Below are 20,506 nucleotides of genomic sequence, written 5' to 3' on the forward strand. Positions count from 1 at the left end.
GATGATCCGGTCCGACATCCTGCGCGACATCGCGCCCGTCTTGCGTGACCAGCTGGTGATCTGCAATATCGGCCTGCCGAGCCAGGAATTGCACATGATCGACGACCAGCCGACGAATTTCTACATGCTCGGCACGATGGGGCTGGCCTCCTCCATCGGGCTGGGGCTGGCCTTGGCGCAGGAGAAGACGGTGATTTCCATCGACGGCGATGGCTCGGTCCTGACCAATTTCGGCACCCTGCCGACGATTGCCAATAACGTGGCCGACAACTTCATCCTGCTCATCATCGACAATGGCAGCTATGGCTCGACCGGCGATCAGCCGACCTATGCGGGGCGCAAGACCTCGCTGGCCGCTGTCGCCACCGCCTGCGGGTGCGAGACCGTGGTGGAATGTGCGGCCGAAGAGGTGAAAGCCACGCTGGAGGCCGCGATTGCGAGCGCCAAGATGACCGTGATCGTGGCGAAATGCGAGAGCGGCAATATCAAGGTGCCGGTGATCACCAAGGACCCGGTGAGCATCCGCGACCGCTTCATGGAGGCCGTGCGCGGCTAAAGCCCGGTTCGCATCCGGTGGCCGGGTGCGTAGAAAATCGCCACACGGGTGATGGCGCGGGCATGGTCCCAGGTCAGACGGTCCAGCACGAAGAGCGCGGAGCCCGTCGCGCAGCCCAATTCCGCCGCCTCCCGCGCATCCGCATTGGTGGCGGAGAACCCGATCTCGCCATGGGTGTAGGGCGCATTGGCCAGCAGCCATTCATTGGCGCTGATCCGGGTAAAGGGTTCGTCCCGCGCCGCCGCAATGACGCCGGGATTGATCCAGCGATCCTCCAACGCGTAAGGCGCGTCACCCGCCAGATGCAGCGCGCGAATATGCAAAAGCGGCGCGTCCCCGGTCTGCATCGCGGTGGCGATGTCGTCGGGTGGAAGGGCCTCGGTGCGGGCAAGGCGCCGATAGCCATACTTCTTGCCGCGCGCCTCGACCTCCAGCCGCAGCACCGGGATATCCAGCGTCGCCTTGGCCACGGGCTGCAACGCCACGCGGGTGCCGGCCTTGCGGCGGCGATCCAGCAATCCGGCCTCGGCCAATGTGCGCAGGGCGCGGTTGACGGTGGCCCGCGCGACGCCGAATTCGGCGGCCAGATCGGCCTCGTTCGGAATGAGCGCGCCGGGCGGCCAGTCGCGGGCGTGGATGCGGCGGCGGACCTCCTCCATCACGCCCTGCCAGGTTCGGATCGCCTCGGTCATAGCGCGTCCTTCAGGTCGGCCAGCGTGCGGCGATAGGCTTTGGTGATCGCCTCGCGCGCGACATGCTGTCCGTCCCTGACCCGATGCCGCCCGGCGGCCCAGACATCTGTGACCAGCCGGTCATCGCCCGCGAATATCCACGCGTCCAGCGCGGTATCGCCCGCGCGCCCCTCCAGATGGATCGAGCCTGCATCCAGCGCCACCATATCCGCCCATCTGCCTTTTTCCAGCGCCCCGGTCTCGCGCCCCGCCGCCTGCGCGCCGCCCGCCAGCATGGTGTCGTATAGCCGCCGCCCGGTGGACTTCTCCGCCGTCGCCAGCGCCGCCCGGCTGTGATCGCGCAGGCGTTGGCTATAATCCAACGTGCGCAGCTCCTCGGCCAATGCGATGCGGATATTGCTGTCCGATCCGATGGCGATGCGCCCGCCATGACCCAACCAGCGCACCCCGTCGAAGATGCCATCGCCAAGGCTGCTTTCCGTGATCGGACAGAGCCCCGCAACCGCGCCGGTTTCCGCCAGCCCTTGCGTCTCCTGCGGCTCCATCTGGGTGCAGTGAATGAGGCACCAGCGGCCGTCCAGCCCCATATGCTCCAGCGCCCATTCAACCGGCCGCGCGCCCCAATGGGCCTCGACCTCCTCGACCTCGGGGATCTGTTCGGCCAGGTGCATATGGATGGGGCCGGTGGCATAGCGCGCGCCATAGCTTTTCAGATCGTCCACCCCGACCGCGCGCAGCGAATGTGGCGCGACGCCGTGCGTGGTATCGGCGGGCAGGGGGGCCAGCGCCTCCACCGCGCCCGCGTGCAGCCGGTCGAACCGCTCCCGGTCATTGCCAAAGCGGATCTGGCCGGGGCCCAGGTCGCGCCCGTCGCAGCCGCCGAACTGGTAATGCACCGGCAAGAGGCACAGGCCAATTCCGGTCTGATCCGCCGCCGCCGCGATGCGCCTCGACATCTCCGCCAGATCGTCGTAAGGCACCCCGCCGGGCTGGTGATGCAGGTAATGGAACTCGGCGTTGGTGGCGTAGCCCGCCTCCAGCATCTCCATCTGCACGAAGGCGGCGATGGCCTGCACATGATCCGGCGTCAGCCGGTCGAGAAAGCGGAACATGAGCTGCCGCCAGGTCCAGAAACTGTCGCGCGGATCGGGGCCGCGCCGTTCGGTCAACCCGGCCATGGCGCGCTGGAAAGCGTGGGAATGGACGTTGACGGGGGCGGGCAGCAGCAGGCCCGTGCGCTTGGCGCCCCCCGCATCCGCCCCGATCCCGACGCCCGCGATCCGCCCGTCCTCCGCGACTGAAACCCGGACCTCTTCGGCCCATCCCTCCGGCAGCAATGCGCGCTCGGCCCAGATATCCTGCATGTCGTCTCACCTTGACTCGTATTATGTGCAGACATAATAACGGGGAAACCGCATGATACAAGTGAGTCGAGCCCATGATCCTGACCAATGCGACGATTGCGACCCTCGCTGACAACGCCAGTTTCGGCGTGATCGAGGATGGGGCGATTGTGCTGGAAGGCGCGCGCGTCGCCTGGGTGGGCAAGGCCAGTGGGATTCCGCCTGAACATGCCCGGCAAGTGGAGACCGATCTTGGCGGGCGGCTGGTCACGCCGGGGCTGATTGATTGCCACACCCATGTCGTCTTCGGCGGCAACCGCGCGGCGGAGTTCGAGCTGCGCCTGAACGGGGCCAGCTACGAGGAGGTCGCCAAGGCGGGCGGCGGGATCGTCTCGACCGTGAAAGCCACGCGCGCGGCATCCGAGGAGGCGCTGCTGGCCGATGCCCTGCGCCGGGTCGAGACGCTGATCGGCGAGGGCGTCACGCTGATCGAGGTGAAATCGGGCTACGGTCTGGATATCGAGACCGAGCTGAAAATGCTGCGTGTCGCCCGCGCGATCGGTGACGCGCGACCTGTCGAGGTGCGCACCAGCTTCCTCGGCGCCCATGCCACGCCCGCCGATTACAAGGGCCGTGACGACGCCTATATCGACGAGGTCGCCATCCCCGCACTGCGCGCCGCGCATGGGGCCGGTCTGGTCGACGCCGTGGATGGATTCTGTGAAGGAATTGCATTCAATACAAAGCAGATAGAGCGCGTCTTTAAGGTTTCACATGAACTTGGGTTGCCGGTGAAGCTCCATGCCGAGCAGCTTTCGAATATCGGCGGCACGGCGCTGGCCGCGAAATACGGCGCGCTCTCGGCCGATCATGTCGAATACGCGACCGAAGAGGACGCCAAGGCGCTGGCGGCCTCCGGCACCGTCGCCACGATCCTGCCCGGTGCCTTCTACACCATCCGCGAGACGCAGGCCCCGCCGATCCAGGCCTTCCGCGATCACGGCGTGCCGATGGCGCTGGCCACCGATTGCAACCCCGGCTCATCGCCGCTGACCTCGCTGCTCCTGACCATGAACATGGGCTGCACGCTGTTCCGCATGACGCCGCTGGAGGCGCTGCTTGGCGTCACCGCCCATGCCGCCCGCGCCCTGGGCTGCACGGATCGGGGCCGTATCGTGCCCGGACACCGCGCCGATCTGGCGGTCTGGGATGTCGAGACGCCCGCCGAACTGGCCTATCGCATCGGCTTCAACCCGCTGCATAAACGCATTTTCGGAGGTCAGCTATGATCCGCCTGGCCCCCGGCGCCGCGACGCTGGCCGAGCTGCACGAAATCTGGGCCGGTGAGGCCCCCGTCGAACTGGACCCCGCCGCGCAGGGTGGAGTCGAGGCCGCCGCCGCGCTGGTCGCCAAGGCCGCCGCGGGGGATGACGCGGTTTACGGCGTCAATACCGGATTCGGCAAGCTCGCCAGCGTCAAGATCGCCGCCAGGGACACCGCGACGCTGCAAAGGAACCTCATCCTCAGCCATTGCTGTGGCGTGGGCGAGGTGCTGGACACCCCCACGACCCGGCTGATGATGGCGCTGAAACTGCTGTCGCTCGGGCGCGGCGCTTCGGGCTGCGCCTGGAAAACAATTGAGATCATTCAAGGAATGCTGGCCAAGGGCGTCACCCCTGTGATCCCCGCGCAAGGATCCGTGGGCGCGTCGGGCGACCTTGCGCCGCTGGCGCATATGGCCGCGACGATGATCGGCGCGGGCGAGGCGATCTATCGGGGTGACCGGATGGCCAGTGCAGATGCGCTGGAAAAGGCCGGTCTGACCCCCATCACGCTCGGCCCCAAGGAGGGGCTGGCGCTGATCAATGGCACGCAGTTTTCCACCGCCTGCGCGCTGGTGGGCCTCTGGGGCGCGTTCCGCAACGCCGCGAATTCCGTGCTGACCTGCGCGCTCTCGACCGACGCGATCATGGGCTCCACCGCGCCTCTGCAGGACGCCATCCACACGCTGCGCGGCCACAAGGGCCAGATCGAGGTGGCGCGGGCGCAGCGGGCCTTGATGGAGGGCAGCGAGATTCGCGAGAGCCACCGCGAGGGCGATACCCGCGTGCAGGATCCCTATTGCATCCGCTGCCAGCCGCAGGTGACGGGGGCCGCCATGGACCTGCTGCACCATGCCGCGCGCACGCTGGAGGTGGAGGCCAACGCCGTCACGGATAACCCTCTGGTGCTGGTCGAGGAGGGGCTGATCGTCTCGGGCGGCAATTTCCACGCCGAGCCCGTGGGCTTCGCCGCCGACCAGATCGCCGTTGCCATCTCCGAGATCGGCGCGATTGCGCAGCGCCGGGTGGCGCTGATGGTCGATCCCAACCTCAGTTTCGACCTGCCGCCCTTCCTGACCCCCGATCCCGGTCTCAATTCCGGTCTGATGATCGCCGAGGTCACAACCGCCGCCTTGATGAGCGAAAACAAGCACCTAGCCAACCCTTGCACGACGGATTCCACGCCGACCTCGGCCAACCAGGAGGATCACGTGTCGATGGCCGCCCATGCCGCGCGGCGGCTTGGCCGGATGAACACGAACCTCTCGGTGATCCTGGGGGTGGAGGCCATTTGCGGCGCGCAGGGCATCGGCTTTCGCGCGCCCTTGCAGACCTCCGATCCGTTGAATTCGGCCATCGCCAAGCTGCGCGAGGCGGTGCCGGAACTGGGCGAGGATCGTTACATGGCCCCGCTGATCACGGCGGCGGCGGAACTGGTCGAAACCGGCGCGCTGATCGGCGCGGTGGACCTGTCGGCCTACGTTCTGGGGCGCGCGGAATGACCCCGGTCGAGGTGAGCCGTGGCGACAGCCCCATCGTCCTGGGCCTGCCCCATACCGGGACAGACGTGCCGGGGGACGTGGCCGAAAAACTCAACGATACCGGTCGGTTGCTGGCCGACACTGATTGGCATATCGACAGGCTCTATGACGGGCTTCTGTCCGGCGCGACCACCGTGCGCGCCACGTTTCACCGCTATGTCATCGACGCCAACCGCGACCCCGAGGGGGGCAGCCTCTATCCCGGTCAGAACACCACGGGCCTCGTGCCGCTGACCGATTTCGACGGGCGCGAGATCTGGGATGTCCCCCCCGATGACACCGAGGTCGCGGCGCGGCGCGCGGCGTTTCACACGCCCTATCACACCGCGCTTCAGGCCGAGCTTGACCGGGTGCGCGACCTCCACGGGGTGGCGATCCTCTATGATTGCCACTCGATCCGCAGCCATATCCCGTTCCTCTTCGAGGGCCGTCTGCCGGATTTCAATATTGGCACGAATAGCGGCGCGACCTGTGCTTCAAGTGTTGAGAGAAGAGTGCAGGATATATGTACAAGCACAAATGATTACACATCGACGTTAAACGGACGCTTCAAGGGCGGCTGGACCACGCGCCACTATGGGCGGCCTGCCGAAAACCTCCACGCGATCCAGATGGAACTGGCCCAATCCACCTATCTGGCCGCCGAAGCCCCGCCCTGGACCTATTCCCCGGACAAGGCCGCCCGCCTGCGCGGCACGGTCGCCCAAATCCTGACCGACCTGGCCGTTCTGGCCCCAAGCCTCAAAGGTGCCTCATGACCAATCCCCGCCACAATATCCGCGACGTCTATCCCGATACCGGCACCGAGATTTCCGCCAAATCCTGGCTGACCGAGGCGCCGATGCGGATGCTGATGAACAACCTGCACCCCGATGTGGCCGAAAACCCGCATGAATTGGTGGTTTACGGCGGCATCGGCCGCGCCGCGCGGACATGGGAAGATTTCGACGCCATCGTCGCGGGGCTGAAGGAGCTGGAAGACGACCAGACCATGCTTGTCCAGTCCGGCAAGCCCGTCGGCATCTTCCGCACCCACAAGGATGCGCCGCGCGTGCTGATCGCAAACTCCAACCTGGTGCCGCATTGGGCCAATTGGGACCATTTCAACGAGCTGGATAAGAAGGGCCTGGCGATGTATGGCCAGATGACCGCCGGATCGTGGATTTACATTGGTTCTCAAGGCATTGTGCAGGGAACTTACGAGACGTTCGTTGAGGCGGGGCGTCAGCATTACGACGGCAATCTGACCGGAAAATGGATCCTGACCGGCGGGCTTGGCGGCATGGGCGGCGCGCAGCCGCTGGCCGCCGTCATGGCCGGGGCCTGCTGCCTGGCCGTGGAGTGCGACGAGACCCGCGCCGCGTTCCGCAAGCGCACCCGCTATGTTGACGAGATCACGCATAGCCTCGACGAGGCGCTGGAGATGATCGAGCGTTGGACCAGGGCGGGCGAGGCCAAGTCTGTCGGTCTCATCGCCAATGCCGCCGACGTGTTCCCCGAGATCGCGCGGCGCGGCATCCGCCCCGACATGGTGACCGACCAGACCAGCGCGCATGACCCGTTGCATGGCTACCTGCCGCAGGGCTGGAGCGTCGCCGAATGGCGCGAGAAACAGGAGAGCGCGCCGAAAGAGGTGGAAAAGGCCGCCCGCGCCAGCATGAAAACCCATGTCGCGGCGATGGTGGATTTCTGGAACGCAGGCGTGCCAACGCTGGATTACGGCAACAACATCCGCCAGGTGGCGCTGGAGGAGGGGCTGGAAAACGCCTTCGCCTTCCCCGGTTTCGTGCCCGCCTATATCCGGCCACTGTTCTGTCGTGGCATCGGCCCGTTCCGCTGGTGCGCCCTGTCCGGTGACCCCGAGGATATCTACAAGACCGACGCCAAGGTGAAGGAGCTGGTGGACGACCCGCACCTGCATAACTGGCTGGACATGGCGCGCGAGCGGATCAGTTTCCAGGGTCTGCCCGCGCGGATCTGTTGGGTTGGTCTGGGCGTGCGCCACAAGCTTGGCCTCGCCTTCAATGAAATGGTGCGGACGGGCGAGTTGAAGGCGCCCGTGGTCATTGGCCGGGATCATCTGGATTCAGGTTCCGTCGCCTCGCCCAACCGCGAAACCGAGGCGATGAAGGATGGCTCGGATGCGGTCAGCGATTGGCCGCTGCTCAATGCGATGCTGAACGTGGCCAGCGGGGCCACCTGGGTTTCCTTGCATCACGGTGGCGGCGTCGGCATGGGGTTCTCCCAGCATTCCGGCATGGTGATCTGCTGCGACGGGACGCAGGATGCCGACCGGCGCATTGCCAATGTGCTGTGGAACGACCCGGCCACGGGCGTGATGCGCCACGCCGATGCGGGCTATGAGATCGCGCTGGACTGCGCGCGGGAAAACGGGCTGAACCTGCCGGGTATCTTGAAGGGGTAAACCGATGTTCCTGAAAAACGCATGGTATGTCGCCGCCTGGGGCGAGGAGGTCACGCGGGACCTGCAACAGATCATGGTCCTGAACCAGAAGATCTGCATCTTCCGCAACGAGGCCGGTGAGGTCATCGCGCTTGAGGATGCCTGTCCGCACCGCAAGCTGCCGCTGTCGAAGGGGCGGATCAAGGGCGATACGGTCGAATGCGGCTATCACGGGCTGACCTTCGATTGCGCCGGGCAATGTGTGTGGGCACCGGGGGCGGGGCGCATCCCGTCCAATGCCAAGGTCCGTGCCTATCCTTGCCATGAGAAATACGGGCTGGTCTGGATCTGGATGGGCAACCCGGCGCTGGCCGATCCCCATGAGATCTTCGAGATCGAGAATTTCGACAACCCGGACTGGGGCATCAATCGCGGTGCGGCGATGGAGCTTGACTGCAATTACCTGCTCATGTGCGACAACCTGCTGGACCCGACGCATGTTGCATGGGTGCATGAAAGCTCCTTTGCCGCCGCCGCCACCAAGGACACGCCGCTGCGCGTCAGGAAGACCGAGACCGGCGTGATCGTGCATCGCTGGATGATGGATCACGAACCGGCCCCGTTCTACAAGAAGGTGGTGGAGTTCGAGGGCAATTGCGACCGGCTGCAGCACTACGAGGTGCGCTACCCCTCCCACGCGCTGATCAAGGCGGTGTTCACGCCCGCGGGAACGGGGGGCGAGGACGGGCCGCTTCACCCGCAGACCTTCATCATGGACAGCTACAATTTCATGACCCCGGTGACGGAGAAGACCACGCGCTATTACTGGTTCCAGCTGCGCAACATCCGCCCGGGGGATGAGGCGCTGTCGAAGATGATGAGCGAGGATGTGCGCAACGCCTTCGAGGAGGATCGCGCGGTGCTGAACGAGGTGCAGATCGGATTGGATGAAAAGACCAGCCCGCATATCGACCTGCCCATCGACGGCGGGCAGTTGCGCTTCCGCCGCCAGTTGCAGGCGATGATCAACGAAGAACGCGAGGTCGACGCCCAGATGGCGCAATAGCCGCAATCCGGGCGGGCGCACCAGCGTGGGAGTGGCGGCATTGTCGGGTTCTGCGCGCGGGAACACGGGGCGGGCAGGGCCGTCTCGGGGTTGCCACGTTCCTCTATTTCCGATATCCGTGAAATATGGAAACACTGATTCCCTCTCGCCTCACGACCCTGGGCCATCCGCAGCGGCTGGCCATCTTCCGGCTGCTCATGCGGCGCTACCCCGACAGGCTGCCGGCGGGGGAGTTGTCCGAGGTTCTGGGGATCAAGCCCTCGACGCTGTCCTCCTACCTTTCGGCGCTGACGCAGGCCGGGCTGGTCACGCAGGAGCGGGCGGGATCCTCGCTGCGCTATGCCATCGCGATGGAGGAGGTGCGGCGCACTTTCGACTACCTCCTGACCGATTGCTGCCGGGGCAGGCCGGACCTCTGCGCGCCGCTTTCGATCTTTCCCCACATGGAAGGCCAGACCATGCCCAACCGCAAGTTCAACGTGCTCTTCATCTGCACCGGAAATTCCGCCCGTTCGATCTTTGCCGAGTCGATCCTGCGCGCATTGGCGGGGGATCGGTTCGAAGCCTTCTCCGCCGGCACGGACCCGGAATCGCAATTGAACCCGTTCGCTCTGGAGGTGCTGCGCCAGAACGGCCACGATGTCTCGGGCCTCCATGCCAAGACAGTCGCCACGTATCAGGGGCCCGACGCGCCGGTTTTCGATTTCGTCTTCACCGTCTGCAACCGGGCCGCGAACGAGGCCTGCCCGGCCTGGGAAGGGCAGCCCGTCAGCGGCCATTGGGGGGTGCCGGACCCGGTCAAGGCGGAGGGCACGCCCGCCGAAAAGGCCCTGGCCTTTCGCCAGGCCTACAGCGCCTTTCTGCACCGGATCCGGGCCTTTGCCGCACTGCCGATGGAACGGCTCGACCGGATTTCCCTGCAACGTGCGGTCGATGACCTGGCGCATCTGCCCCGAGGAGACACCGAATGACCGTCTATGCTGTGAACGGCCTTGGCCGGATCGGAAAACTGGCGCTGAAGCCGCTGTTGGAGAAGGGCGCCGAGATCGCCTGGATCAACGATGCCGTCGGCGACCCCGCGACCCATGCGCATCTGCTGGAGTTCGACACCGTCCATGGCCGGTGGGACGCCGCGTTTTCGCATGACGCGGAGGCCGTGACGATCAACGGCACACGGCTGCCCTTCATCGGCACGCGCGACCTCGGGGCGCTGCCGCTCGACGGGGTGGATGTGGTCATCGACTGCACCGGCGTGTTCAAGACGCAGGCCAGGCTCGCCCCCTATTTCGACGGCGGCGTCAAGCGGGTTGTGGTCTCGGCCCCGGTCAAGGACGGGCCGACGGCCAATATCGTCTATGGCGTCAATCACGAGACCTACGACCCCGAGGCGCACCGGATCGTCACCGCCGCCTCCTGCACGACGAATTGCCTGGCCCCCGTGGTCAAGGTCATCCACGAGGGGATCGGCATCCGCCACGGCTCGATCACCACGATCCATGACGTGACAAACACGCAAACCATCGTCGACCGCCCGGCCAAGGATCTGCGTCGCGCGCGCTCGGCGCTCAATTCGCTCATCCCCACGACCACGGGCAGCGCGACCGCGATCACGCTGATCTATCCCGAGCTCACGGGCCGGTTGAACGGCCACGCGGTGCGGGTGCCGCTGCTGAACGCATCGCTGACCGATTGCGTGTTCGAGGTGGCCCGCGACACCACGGAGGACGAGGTCAACGCCCTCTTTCAGGCCGCCGCCGAGGGGCCGCTTGCGGGTATCCTGGGCTACGAGGAGCGCCCGCTGGTCTCGGCCGATTACACCAACGACACCCGCTCGAGCATTGTCGATGCGCCCTCGACCATGGTTGTGAACGGCACCCAGGTGAAGATCTATGCCTGGTATGACAACGAGATGGGCTATGCGCATCGGCTGGTCGATGTGGCGCTGATGGTCGGGGCCGCGCCGTGAGCGACCCGGCTGATCGGCCCCCGTCGCTGTCGGCCTATATCGCCGTCACCGCCGCCTATTGGGCCTTCATGCTGACCGATGGCGCGCTCAGGATGCTGGTGCTGCTGCATTTCCATGAGCTTGGCTTTTCGCCGCTGCAACTGGCCTGGCTCTTCGTGCTCTACGAGGTCGCGGGGATGATCACCAACCTCTCGGCGGGCTGGATCGCGGCGCGGTTCGGGCTGACCTCGACGCTTTACGCGGGGCTGGCCTTGCAGGTTGCGGCGCTTGTGGCGCTGGCGCAGCTTGACCCCGGCTGGACGCTGACGGCGTCGGTGGTGTTCGTCATGGCGGTGCAGGGCGCGAGCGGCGTGGCCAAGGATCTCGCCAAGATGTCGTCGAAATCCGCCGTCAAGCACCTCGCCCCGACCGCGCAGGGCGGGCTCTTTCACTGGGTCGCGATCCTGACGGGGTCGAAGAACGCCGTGAAAGGCGTGGGGTTTTTCCTGGGCGCGGCGCTCTTGGCGGGGATCGGCTTTGTCGCGTCGGTGCTGGCGATGGCCGCCGTGCTGGCGGTGATCCTGGTGGCGGTGTGGCTGGCGATGCCGCCGGGGCTGCCCAGAGGCCGCCGGGGCGTGCAGATGAAGGAGGTCTTCTCCACCTCGGCCAATGTGAAACGGCTCAGCGCGGCGCGGGTGTTCCTCTTCGGCGCGCGCGATGTCTGGTTCGTGGTCGGCATCCCCGTCTATTTCTACGCCGTGCTGTCGGATGGCAGCGAGGCGGGCAACCGCGCCGCCTTCTTCCTGATCGGGGGCTTCATGGCCACCTGGACCATCCTCTACGCCGCCGTGCAGGCCAGCGCGCCGAGGCTCCTGCGCGCCCGCACCCGCCCCGAGGCGGAGCTGATCCGCGCTGCCCGTGGATGGGCCTGGACACTTGCGGTCATCCCCGCCGCCCTCAGCCTCGCCGCGCTGCTGGCGCCCGGTCCGGCCCCGTGGCTGACCGCGACGCTGGTCGTGGGGCTTTTGGCCTTCGGCGCGGTCTTCGCGGTGAACTCCTCGTTGCATTCCTACCTCATCCTCGCCTTCACCCGCGCCGAGAGGGTGACGATGGATGTCGGCGTCTACTACATGGCCAATGCCGCGGGCCGGCTGGCGGGCACGGTCCTGTCGGGCCTCTCCTATCAACTGGGCGGTCTGGCCTTGATGCTTGGGCTGGCCGGCGCGATGGTGGCGGGCGCAGGGTTTGCGGCGGGCCGCCTCACCCCCGACCCCGCAGAGGAGCCTGCGATATGAGCCTTTTCGAACGCTACCTGTCGCTCTGGATCGCGCTGGCCATCGTGGCGGGCATAGCACTTGGCAGCGCGGCCCCCGGCCTTGTCACGGCAATCGCGGCGGCGGAACTGGCCCGCGTCAACCTGGTCGTCGCGGTGCTGATCTGGGCCATGGTCTACCCGATGATGGTGGGCGTCGATCCCGGCAGCCTGCGCGACGTGGTCAAGCAGCCCAAGGGCCTGGCGATCACGCTGGCGGTCAACTGGCTGATCAAGCCCTTCACCATGGCGGCCCTGGGCGTGCTCTTTTTCGAGGTGGTCTTCGCCGACCTGATCGCGCCTGCCGATGCGCAGCAATATATCGCGGGTCTGATCCTTCTGGGGGCCGCGCCCTGCACCGCGATGGTCTTCGTCTGGTCGCAGCTGACGCGCGGCGACGAGGGCTACACGCTGGTGCAGGTCTCGGTGAACGATGTGGTCATGGTCTTCGCCTTCGCGCCGATCGTGGCCTTCCTGCTCGGGGTCACCGACATCGTGGTGCCATGGGGAACGCTGGTCCTTTCCGTCATCCTCTTCATCGCGCTGCCGCTGGCGGCGGGGCTGCTGACCCGCCGCCGCCTGGGTCACGCCGCCCGGATCGAGGCGTTCCGCGAGCGCATCAAGCCCTGGTCCATGGTCGGCCTGATCGCGACGGTGGTGATCCTTTTCGGGCTCCAGGGACAGGTGATCCTGGACCGCCCGCAGGTGATCGCGCTGATCGCGGTGCCGATCTTGATCCAGTCCTACGGCATTTTCGCGCTGGCCTATACGGCGGCCTTCGCGCTGCGCGTACCGCACCGGATCGCGGCCCCTTGCGCCCTGATCGGCACGTCGAATTTCTTCGAGCTTGCGGTCGCCGTGGCAATCAGCCTTTTCGGCCTCAACTCGGGTGCGGCGCTGGCCACGGTGGTGGGCGTGCTGGTCGAGGTGCCGGTGATGCTGTCGCTGGTGGCCTTCGCCAACCGCACGCGGGCGCGCTTTGCCTGAGACGGGCAGGGCGGTTCACCGTCTGCGTCCGGCCCGGTCCCGCCCCTTTCGGCAAGGATGTGTGACCTTGTCACCGACGGCGCGCGCGTCCTCGGGCGATACTTGCGCGAGTCAGCAGAGGAGGTTGAGATGAACCGCAGAAAATTCCTCAACATCGCGATGGCCGGTGGGGCGGCGGCAGCGCTGGCGCCGGGCCCGGGCGACGCGCAGGTCGCACCGGTCGAGACCTCGGCCCGGATCGTCATCATCGGGGCAGGGGCGGCGGGCACGGCGCTGGCCAACCGGCTGGTGCGGCGGCTGGACGGGGCCGAGATCACGCTGATCGACCCGCGCCACGATCACCTCTACCAGCCCGGCCTCACGCTTGTGGCGGCAGGGCTGAAACCGGCGGGTTACGTGGTCTCGGACACCGCCGGGTGGCTGCCCGAGGGCGTTACCTGGCTGCCCGAACGGGTGGCCGCCGTCGATGCCGAGGCCAGGACGGTCTCGACCGAAAGCGGGCAGAGGCTGGATTATGACTGGCTTGTCGTGGCCCCCGGCCTGGTGCTGGATCACGACGCCATCGAGGGCTTCAACCTCGACATGGTGGGACAGGACGGGATTGGCGCGCTCTATGCCGGACCGGAACACGCCGCGCGCACCTGGGCTGCGGCCAGCCGCTTCGCGGAGGAGGGCGGCACCGGCCTCTTCACCCGCCCTGCGACCGAGATGAAATGCGCGGGCGCACCGCTGAAACACACCTTTCTGATCGACGATATCGGTCGGCGGGCGGGCAACGCGGGCCGCATGAACATGATCTATGCCGCGCCGCAATCCGCGCTTTTCGGGGTGCCCATCGTGGCCGAGAAGGTGCGGATGCTGTTCGAGGATCGCGGCGTCGAGACGATGATGAACCGGACCCTGACCGCGATCGACGCGGGCGCCAGGCGCGCGACATTCGCCGTCGATGGCGGCACCGAAGAGGTCGATTATGATTATATCCACGTCATCCCGCCGCAGCGCGCGCCGGATTTCGTGGTGCAATCGGGGCTGGCCTGGGCAGACCGCTGGACCGATCAGGGATGGGTCGAGGTGGACATGCAGACGCTGCGCCACCTGCGCCACCCCGAGATCTTCGCCCTGGGCGATGTCGCGGGCGTGCCCAAGGGCAAGACCGCCGCATCGGTCAAGTGGCAGGTGCCGGTGGTCGAGGATCACCTGGTCGCCGCCATCGAGGGCCGCGAGGGCACCGCCACCTATAATGGCTACACCTCGTGCCCGATGATCACCCGGATCGGCCGCGCGATGCTGATCGAGTTCGACTACCGCAACAACCTGGTCCCGTCCTTCCCCGGCATCATCGCGCCGCTGGAGGAGCTGTGGATCAGCTGGCTGATGAAGGAGGTCGCGCTGAAACCCACCTACAACGCCATGCTGCGCGGCCGGGCCTGAGGAGGAGGAAGACGACATGCAAGAGCTGACCCATGAAACCATGATCGCGGTCTTCGAGGAGATCTTCGGGCGCAGCCTGTTCTGGCTGATGGTGGCGGCGGTGGCGCTGATCACGCTTGGCTACATCTACGTCCTGGTGCGGGACCGGGCGGTAAGCTGGCGGAAGTTCCTGCTGGCGCAACTGTCGATGCCTTTGGGGGCGGTGCTGGCCGTCTGGTTCGTGATGGCGATGACCCGCTCGCGCCTGTCCGACATCGGCGGCCCGGTGGATGTGATGCTGCTGCTCGGCATTGCCGCCCTGGGGGCCGTCGGAATGGCCATCCTTGTCTATACCGTCGAGGCGCTGATCGGATCGCGCCGCACGACAGGCGGCGGCGATGTCCGATAGCGCGGCGGTCGCGGCAGGCGACATGGGCTCGGGGTGTGACCTCTCGGCAGGTTGCCCGCCGGTTCGGAGTTGGGCGGCATCCGCCAGCCGGCATAAAGCCGGCCTGCGACGAACCGACCGGAAAAAACGTTTCAAACTGGCGCCCGCGGCCCCTATCTGGAGGGAGTATCCTGACGGCCTGACGGGCCGTATCGCCAAGAGAGACGATCGCATGGGGACCAAGGGGCAGAAGACCGCCAACTGGATCGACAATTTCAAAGGGCTCGGGGGGCTGCCGGACGATCTGCGCGCCGAGCTCGAGGCCGGCAGCGAGATCGTCTCGGTTCCCTCGGGCACGGTGATATTCTCGCCGGGGCAGACGGCGGACAACCTGTGGCTGCTGCTGGACGGGACGGTGCGGGTGCAGCAGAAATCCGAGACCGGGCGCGACGTGTTCCTCTACCGGGTCCATGCCGGTGACAGCTGCGTGCTGACCACGGCCTGCATGCTGGCTTTCGAGGATTACTCGGCCGAGGGCACCGCCGAGACCGATGTCACCGCCGTTGCGATCCCGCGCCGGGTCTTCGACGACCTGGTCGCGAGATCGCCCGTCTTCCGCACCTTCGTCTTCACCGCCTATTCGCGGCGCATCACCGACCTGTTCACCCTGATCGACGATATCGTATTCCAGCGCATGGATGTGCGCCTGGCCGCGCGGCTGCTGGAGCTTGCCGATGCGGACGGCATCGTCCACGCCACCCATGCCATGCTGGGAACCGAGCTTGGCACCGCGCGCGAAGTGGTGTCGCGCACCTTGTCCGAGTTTCACCGTCGCGGCTGGATCGAACAGGCCCGCGGCGAAGTGCGCCTGACCGACCGGGACGGGCTGGACCGTCTTGTGAAGACCTCTGGCGCGCAAGACTGAAACCCGCGATTTCAGGGTCTGTGACCAAGTCACCAAACTCTTCCGGGCCGGTCTGCTAGACCTTTGAAAACGATTCCCGAAGGAGGAGACGACATGACGAGGAATATGGGAAGGACCGACCGCGGCGCGCGCCTTGCGGTCGCAACGCTTTTGCTGGTTCTGGTGTTCGGCCTCGGTGTTCCGGGCGGTGGCCTGATGGGCTGGCTCGCCGTGATCGTGGCCGCGATCATGGCAGTCACGGCTTTGGCGGGCCATTGTCCGCTCTACCGTGTCTTCGGTCTCCGGACCTGCGGGCTGAACCAATGATCGAGACCGCGTTCACCCCGCTGGCCTCGTTGTCGGGCGGCATCCTGATCGGTGTCGCCTCGACCCTGCTGATGCTGACGCTTGGACGTGTGATGGGGGCCACCGGCATCCTGGTCGGCCTGATCCAGCCCGCGACGTCCCGCGACTTTGCCTGGCGCGCGGCGCTTCTGGCCGGAATGGTCACCGGGCCCGCCCTGGTCTGGCTGGTCTCGGGCGAGATGCCCGCCATCGAGGTCCCGATCTCGACCGCAGCACTTGTCATCGGCGGTCTCATCGTCGGGGTCGGCGTCAGCTTCGGGTCGGGCTGCGCCTCGGGTCATGGCGTCTGCGGCATGGCGCGGCTCAGCCCGCGCTCCATCGTGGCGACGCTGACCTTCATGGCCGCCAGCTTCGCCACCGTCTACGTCATCCGCCACGTGATCGGGGGGTAAGCCATGAAGCTGATCGCAACCTATCTCATCGGCCTGATCTTCGGGGTCGGAATCTTGATCTCGGGCATGGCCAACCCTGCCAAGGTGCTGAATTTCTTCGACGTCGCCGGAACATGGGATCCGTCCCTGATCCTGGTGATGGGCGGCGCGCTGGTGACGACCTTCGTCGGCTACAAGCTGGTCTTCGGACGCGCGGCCCCGATCTTCGAGCGCGACTTCTCGCTGCCGGGCGTGGCCCGGATCGACGCGCCGCTGATCGGCGGCTCGATCCTCTTCGGCGTCGGATGGGGCATCGTGGGGTTCTGTCCCGGCGGGGCGCTTCCCGCGCTCGGCACCGGACGGTGGGAGGTCTTCGCCTTCACCGCCGCCCTCATCGCCGGAATCGTCCTTGCACGGGCGATCCAATCCGCCGCCGCGCGCCGCGCGCAGCAGGCCACGTGACCAAACCCAAAGGAGTGACATCATGACAGGTTACCCCGTCCGGATGGACATCAAACCCCAGGTTCAGGCCTTCTTCGACGAGGCCACCAACACGATCAGCTATATCGTGAAGGATCCCACCTCCAACGCCTGTGCGATCGTCGACAGCGTCATGGACATAGACTATGCCGCGGGCCGGATCACCTATGATCACGCGGACGAGCTGATCCGCCAGATCGAGGCCCAGGGCCTCAAGCTGGAGTGGATCATCGAAACCCATGTCCACGCGGATCACCTGTCGGCGGCACCGTATATTCAGGGCAAACTGGGCGGCAAGATCGGCATCGGCGCCAAGATCATGGTGGTTCAGGACACCTTCGGCAAGATCTTCAACGAAGGCACCGAGTTCCAGCGCGACGGCAGCCAGTTCGACGCCCTGTTCGAGGATGGCGACACCTACGAGATCGGCAACATGCCGGCCTTTGCCATGTACACGCCCGGCCACACGCCCGCCTGCATGGTGCATGTGATGGGCGATGCGGCTTTCGTGGGCGACACGCTGTTCATGCCCGATGGCGGCTCGGCGCGGGCGGATTTTCCCGGTGGCGATGCGGGCACGCTCTACGATTCGATCCAGAAGGTGCTGGCGCTGCCCGACGAGATGCGGCTTTTCATGTGCCACGATTACGGGCCGAACGGGCGCGACATCGCGTGGGAGACCACGGTGGGCGAGGAAAAGGCCCATAACATCCATGTCGGCGCGGGCAAGACGAAGGCGGACTTCGTCAAGTTCCGGACCGAGCGCGATGCGCAGCTTGCCATGCCCCGGCTGATCATCCCGTCGTTGCAGGTGAACATGCGCGCGGGCGAGGTTCCGACCGACAGGGACGGAAATCCGATGCTGAAGGTGCCGGTGAACGCGCTGTGACAGCCCGCGCCCGCGCCTTCCCCAATCCGGAACGAGACAAGATGGACCTGAAACGACTGACACCCGAGATCGCGGTGGCCGGACAGATCATGCCCGAGGATGTCGCGGCGATCGCCGCGGCGGGCTACCGTGCGATCATCTGCAACCGCCCCGATGACGAAGCTCCCGGCCAGCCGCCCTACGCGGCGATCGAGGCCGCGGCGCGCAAGGCCGGTATCGCCACCCGTTTTGTCCCCGTCGCCCCCGGCAAGATCGGCGCGGACGACGTTACCGCCTTCGCCGAGGCCCTGCGCGCGCTGCCCTCGCCGGTGCTGGCCTATTGCCGGTCGGGCGCGCGATCCTCGAGCCTCTGGACCCTGCACGGGGCCGCCTGAATGATCCGCAGCCTGCGCCGCCATGTTCCCCTGCTCGACTGGGCGCCCGCCTATGACCGCACGGCGTTCTCGAATGACATGATCGCGGCGCTCGTCGTCACGATCATGCTGATCCCGCAATCGCTCGCCTATGCCTTGCTCGCGGGATTGCCGCCCGAGGCCGGCATCTACGCCTCCATCGCCCCCATCGTGCTCTACGCGATCTTCGGCACCAGCCGGGCCCTGGCCGTCGGGCCGGTGGCGGTGGTCTCGCTCCTGACCGCCTCGGCGGTCGGGCAGGTCGCGGATCAGGGCACCGCGGGCTATGCCGTCGCGGCCCTGACGCTGGCGGTGCTGTCGGGCGGGTTCCTCCTGCTGATGGGGGTCCTGCGCCTCGGGTTCCTGGCGAATTTCCTCAGCCATCCGGTGATCGCGGGCTTCATCACCGCGTCGGGCATCCTGATCGCGGCGAGCCAGCTCAAGCATATCCTCGGCATCCCGGCCGAGGGCCACACCCTCCCCGAGCTCGTGCTTTCGCTTGGCGCGCATCTGGACCGGATCAACTGGATCACCGTAGCGCTCGGTCTTGCCGCCACCGGGTTCCTCTTCTGGGCGCGGGTGCATCTCAAGCCCCTGCTGCGGGCAATGGGCGCGCCCGCCCCCCTTGCGGATATCCTGACCAAGGCCGGGCCGGTCGCGGCTGTGGTGGCGACGACGCTCGCGGTCTGGGGTCTGGGTCTCGACCAGCGCGGCGTCGCCATTGTCGGCACGGTGCCGCAGGGCCTGCCGCCCCTGACCCTGCCGGGGCTGTCCCCCGACCTGCTGCGCGCCCTCGTGCTGCCCGCGATCCTGATCTCGGTCATCGGCTTTGTCGAAAGCGTTTCGGTGGCGCAGACCCTGGCGGCCAAGAAGCGCCAGCGCATCGACCCGGACCAGGAACTGATCGGGTTGGGCGCGGCCAATCTGGGCGCGGGCTTCACCGGCGGCTTTCCGGTCACCGGCGGCTTCTCGCGGTCGGTGGTGAATTTCGACGCCGGGGCCGAGACGCCCGCCGCCGGGATCTTCACCGCGCTTGGGCTGGCGATTGCGGCCGTGGCGCTGACACCGCTGGTTCATTACCTGCCCAAGGCCACCCTCGCGGCGACCATCATCGTGGCGGTTCTCAGCCTCGTGGACCTCTCGATCCTCAAGAAGACCTGGGGCTATGCCCGCGCCGATTTCGCCGCCGTCGCGGTGACGATTGTGCTGACCCTCGGCCTCGGTGTCGAGATCGGCGTGGCCGCGGGGGTTGCGCTTTCGGTGCTGCTGCATCTCTACCGGACCTCGCGGCCCCATGTCGCCGAACTGGGCCGCGTTCCGGGCACCGAGCACTTCCGCAATATCCATCGCCATTCGGTCGAGACCGACCCGACCCTGGTGAGCCTGCGCGTCGATGAAAGCCTCTATTTCGCCAATGCCCGTTTTCTCGAAGACCTGATCCAGAAACGCGTGACCGAGGGCTGCGACATCCGCAACGTGGTCTTGATGTTCTCGGCGGTGAACGAGGTTGATTATTCCGCGCTGGAAAGCCTCGAGGCGATCAACCTGCGGCTGCGCGACATGGGCGTCGGCCTGCATCTCTCCGAGGTCAAGGGCCCGGTGATGGACCGGCTGCACCGCAGCGATTTCCTTACCGCCCTGAACGGCCAGGTGTTCCTGTCGCAATACGAGGCCTGGACCCGCCTGGCCCCGTCATCGGCGCCCGCCGCCGCAAGCGCAATCTGACGGAACCGGATGGCGACCTCTGCCCTCTACGTCCCGTAACCCGATGTCTCGGAGATCTGTAATGATCGGCACCGCGCCGCGTCCTTGCATGACGGCAGCGCGGGCGCTGGCGTGATTGTGCCGCAGAGATCAAACCCCTAACCTGAATGGGATTCGAGAGCCCCATAGGAGGTGCCAAGGATGAGGGAGCTTTCCCAATACGCGATCCTTTTCGGGCTGAGTGTCGGTGTGTTCGGTCTCGTGCTCAGCCTTTACGGGCTGGCGCGGGCCATCGGGCGCGCGCGCGCGGAACCCGGCAAGGACGTGCCCGCCACCGCCGGCACCCTGTCGCGCGATCCGGTCTGGGTGCGCTATCATGCGCGCTATGCCGGTTATGCGCTGCTGTTCCTGGCCTTCGATATGGAGATGGCGTT

The 20,506-nt window shown here is 66.5% G+C and carries 22 protein-coding genes; 20 read left to right on the top strand and 2 right to left on the bottom strand.

Annotated elements, in window-relative coordinates; all coding sequences use genetic code 11:
• The first annotated feature begins 1 nt into the window (after position 1).
• Complete coding sequence (comE, locus tag AC13C7_RS07535; protein ID WP_482867093.1) at positions 2–556, top strand: sulfopyruvate decarboxylase subunit beta; 555 nt, start codon at positions 2–4, stop codon at positions 554–556.
• Here comE and AC13C7_RS07540 read toward each other — a convergent pair.
• Positions 553–1,248, bottom strand: a complete 696-nt coding sequence (locus tag AC13C7_RS07540) for a GntR family transcriptional regulator (RefSeq protein ID WP_482867094.1) — start codon at positions 1,246–1,248, stop codon at positions 553–555. The two genes, comE and AC13C7_RS07540, sit on opposite strands and share 4 nt — an antisense overlap.
• Entirely contained in the window at positions 1,245–2,612 is a 1,368-nt protein-coding gene (locus AC13C7_RS07545) for a formimidoylglutamate deiminase (protein ID WP_482867095.1), read from the bottom strand. The genes AC13C7_RS07540 and AC13C7_RS07545 overlap by 4 nt, the downstream gene beginning before the upstream one ends.
• Positions 2,613–2,686: 74 nt before the next feature.
• On the opposite strand from AC13C7_RS07545, the gene hutI reads away from it, so the two are divergent.
• The 19 genes from hutI to AC13C7_RS07640 all read left to right on the top strand — a co-directional run.
• Complete coding sequence (gene hutI, locus AC13C7_RS07550; protein ID WP_482867096.1) at positions 2,687–3,880, top strand: imidazolonepropionase; 1,194 nt, start codon at positions 2,687–2,689, stop codon at positions 3,878–3,880.
• The gene (hutH, locus tag AC13C7_RS07555; RefSeq protein ID WP_482867097.1) at positions 3,877–5,415 is read left to right on the top strand and encodes a histidine ammonia-lyase; all 1,539 of its coding nucleotides are present in this window, start codon (positions 3,877–3,879) and stop codon (positions 5,413–5,415) included. Before hutI ends, hutH begins: the two co-directional genes overlap by 4 nt.
• The gene (hutG, locus tag AC13C7_RS07560; protein ID WP_482867098.1) at positions 5,412–6,212 is read left to right on the top strand and encodes an N-formylglutamate deformylase; all 801 of its coding nucleotides are present in this window, start codon (positions 5,412–5,414) and stop codon (positions 6,210–6,212) included. The genes hutH and hutG overlap by 4 nt, the downstream gene beginning before the upstream one ends.
• Complete coding sequence (gene hutU / locus AC13C7_RS07565) at positions 6,209–7,879, top strand: urocanate hydratase (RefSeq protein WP_172318974.1); 1,671 nt, start codon at positions 6,209–6,211, stop codon at positions 7,877–7,879. The genes hutG and hutU overlap by 4 nt, the downstream gene beginning before the upstream one ends.
• A 4-nt stretch (positions 7,880–7,883) precedes the next feature.
• Entirely contained in the window at positions 7,884–8,924 is a 1,041-nt protein-coding gene (locus AC13C7_RS07570; protein ID WP_172318976.1) for an aromatic ring-hydroxylating dioxygenase subunit alpha, read from the top strand.
• A 125-nt stretch (positions 8,925–9,049) separates the two neighbouring features.
• Positions 9,050–9,895, top strand: a complete 846-nt coding sequence (locus AC13C7_RS07575) for an arsenate reductase/protein-tyrosine-phosphatase family protein (RefSeq protein WP_482867099.1) — start codon at positions 9,050–9,052, stop codon at positions 9,893–9,895.
• On the top strand, positions 9,892–10,890 hold the full coding sequence (locus AC13C7_RS07580) for an ArsJ-associated glyceraldehyde-3-phosphate dehydrogenase (protein WP_482867100.1): 999 nt from the start codon (positions 9,892–9,894) through the stop codon (positions 10,888–10,890). Before AC13C7_RS07575 ends, AC13C7_RS07580 begins: the two co-directional genes overlap by 4 nt.
• Positions 10,887–12,164 (top strand): organoarsenical effux MFS transporter ArsJ, encoded by a 1,278-nt coding sequence (arsJ, locus tag AC13C7_RS07585; protein WP_482867101.1) that lies wholly within the window; start codon positions 10,887–10,889, stop codon positions 12,162–12,164. The genes AC13C7_RS07580 and arsJ overlap by 4 nt, the downstream gene beginning before the upstream one ends.
• Positions 12,161–13,168, top strand: a complete 1,008-nt coding sequence (gene arsB / locus AC13C7_RS07590) for an ACR3 family arsenite efflux transporter (RefSeq protein WP_172318984.1) — start codon at positions 12,161–12,163, stop codon at positions 13,166–13,168. Before arsJ ends, arsB begins: the two co-directional genes overlap by 4 nt.
• Positions 13,169–13,297: 129 nt before the next feature.
• Positions 13,298–14,599, top strand: a complete 1,302-nt coding sequence (locus AC13C7_RS07595; RefSeq protein ID WP_172318986.1) for an NAD(P)/FAD-dependent oxidoreductase — start codon at positions 13,298–13,300, stop codon at positions 14,597–14,599.
• 16 nt (positions 14,600–14,615) lie between these two features.
• On the top strand, positions 14,616–14,987 hold the full coding sequence (locus AC13C7_RS07600) for a DUF5368 domain-containing protein (protein ID WP_446118657.1): 372 nt from the start codon (positions 14,616–14,618) through the stop codon (positions 14,985–14,987).
• Positions 14,988–15,198: 211 nt separating this feature from the next.
• Complete coding sequence (locus AC13C7_RS07605) at positions 15,199–15,891, top strand: Crp/Fnr family transcriptional regulator (protein ID WP_446118659.1); 693 nt, start codon at positions 15,199–15,201, stop codon at positions 15,889–15,891.
• 93 nt (positions 15,892–15,984) lie between these two features.
• A complete protein-coding gene (locus AC13C7_RS07610) occupies positions 15,985–16,197 on the top strand; it encodes a YgaP family membrane protein (protein WP_446118661.1) in 213 nt (70 codons plus the stop codon).
• Positions 16,194–16,628: a YeeE/YedE family protein gene (locus AC13C7_RS07615; RefSeq protein WP_172318994.1), complete on the top strand. Its 435-nt coding sequence runs from the start codon at positions 16,194–16,196 to the stop codon at positions 16,626–16,628. Before AC13C7_RS07610 ends, AC13C7_RS07615 begins: the two co-directional genes overlap by 4 nt.
• Before the next feature lie 3 nt (positions 16,629–16,631).
• Positions 16,632–17,069: a DUF6691 family protein gene (locus tag AC13C7_RS07620; protein ID WP_172318996.1), complete on the top strand. Its 438-nt coding sequence runs from the start codon at positions 16,632–16,634 to the stop codon at positions 17,067–17,069.
• A gap of 22 nt (positions 17,070–17,091) precedes the next feature.
• Positions 17,092–17,976 carry an MBL fold metallo-hydrolase gene (locus AC13C7_RS07625; protein WP_474888471.1) on the top strand — a complete coding sequence of 295 codons (885 nt, stop codon included), beginning with the start codon at positions 17,092–17,094 and terminating at the stop codon, positions 17,974–17,976.
• Between the two features lie 41 nt (positions 17,977–18,017).
• A complete protein-coding gene (locus AC13C7_RS07630; RefSeq protein ID WP_172319000.1) occupies positions 18,018–18,350 on the top strand; it encodes a protein tyrosine phosphatase family protein in 333 nt (110 codons plus the stop codon).
• On the top strand, positions 18,351–20,093 hold the full coding sequence (locus AC13C7_RS07635) for a SulP family inorganic anion transporter (protein WP_482867102.1): 1,743 nt from the start codon (positions 18,351–18,353) through the stop codon (positions 20,091–20,093). It begins immediately after the preceding gene.
• Between the two features lie 180 nt (positions 20,094–20,273).
• The coding region (locus AC13C7_RS07640) for an NADH-quinone oxidoreductase subunit A (protein ID WP_482867103.1) at positions 20,274–20,506 on the top strand (233 nt) is incomplete at its 3' end.

Source organism: Alterinioella sp. B-7 (assembly GCF_056857775.1).

Bases quoted from the DNA above. Each gene is read 5' to 3' on its own strand.
- hutH (WP_482867097.1), top strand. From the start codon at position 3,877: ATGATCCGCCTGGCCCCCGGCGCCGCGACGCTGGCCGAGCTGCACGAA.
- AC13C7_RS07580 (WP_482867100.1), top strand. From the start codon at position 9,892: ATGACCGTCTATGCTGTGAACGGCCTTGGCCGGATCGGAAAACTGGCG.
- hutG (WP_482867098.1), top strand. From the start codon at position 5,412: ATGACCCCGGTCGAGGTGAGCCGTGGCGACAGCCCCATCGTCCTGGGC.
- hutI (WP_482867096.1), top strand. From the start codon at position 2,687: ATGATCCTGACCAATGCGACGATTGCGACCCTCGCTGACAACGCCAGT.
- AC13C7_RS07540 (WP_482867094.1), bottom strand. From the start codon at position 1,248: ATGACCGAGGCGATCCGAACCTGGCAGGGCGTGATGGAGGAGGTCCGC.
- arsB (WP_172318984.1), top strand. From the start codon at position 12,161: ATGAGCCTTTTCGAACGCTACCTGTCGCTCTGGATCGCGCTGGCCATC.
- AC13C7_RS07610 (WP_446118661.1), top strand. From the start codon at position 15,985: ATGACGAGGAATATGGGAAGGACCGACCGCGGCGCGCGCCTTGCGGTC.
- AC13C7_RS07575 (WP_482867099.1), top strand. From the start codon at position 9,050: ATGGAAACACTGATTCCCTCTCGCCTCACGACCCTGGGCCATCCGCAG.
- AC13C7_RS07615 (WP_172318994.1), top strand. From the start codon at position 16,194: ATGATCGAGACCGCGTTCACCCCGCTGGCCTCGTTGTCGGGCGGCATC.
- AC13C7_RS07600 (WP_446118657.1), top strand. From the start codon at position 14,616: ATGCAAGAGCTGACCCATGAAACCATGATCGCGGTCTTCGAGGAGATC.
- AC13C7_RS07630 (WP_172319000.1), top strand. From the start codon at position 18,018: ATGGACCTGAAACGACTGACACCCGAGATCGCGGTGGCCGGACAGATC.
- AC13C7_RS07620 (WP_172318996.1), top strand. From the start codon at position 16,632: ATGAAGCTGATCGCAACCTATCTCATCGGCCTGATCTTCGGGGTCGGA.
- AC13C7_RS07570 (WP_172318976.1), top strand. From the start codon at position 7,884: ATGTTCCTGAAAAACGCATGGTATGTCGCCGCCTGGGGCGAGGAGGTC.
- AC13C7_RS07545 (WP_482867095.1), bottom strand. From the start codon at position 2,612: ATGCAGGATATCTGGGCCGAGCGCGCATTGCTGCCGGAGGGATGGGCC.
- hutU (WP_172318974.1), top strand. From the start codon at position 6,209: ATGACCAATCCCCGCCACAATATCCGCGACGTCTATCCCGATACCGGC.
- AC13C7_RS07605 (WP_446118659.1), top strand. From the start codon at position 15,199: ATGGGGACCAAGGGGCAGAAGACCGCCAACTGGATCGACAATTTCAAA.
- AC13C7_RS07595 (WP_172318986.1), top strand. From the start codon at position 13,298: ATGAACCGCAGAAAATTCCTCAACATCGCGATGGCCGGTGGGGCGGCG.
- AC13C7_RS07625 (WP_474888471.1), top strand. From the start codon at position 17,092: ATGACAGGTTACCCCGTCCGGATGGACATCAAACCCCAGGTTCAGGCC.
- comE (WP_482867093.1), top strand. From the start codon at position 2: ATGATCCGGTCCGACATCCTGCGCGACATCGCGCCCGTCTTGCGTGAC.
- AC13C7_RS07635 (WP_482867102.1), top strand. From the start codon at position 18,351: ATGATCCGCAGCCTGCGCCGCCATGTTCCCCTGCTCGACTGGGCGCCC.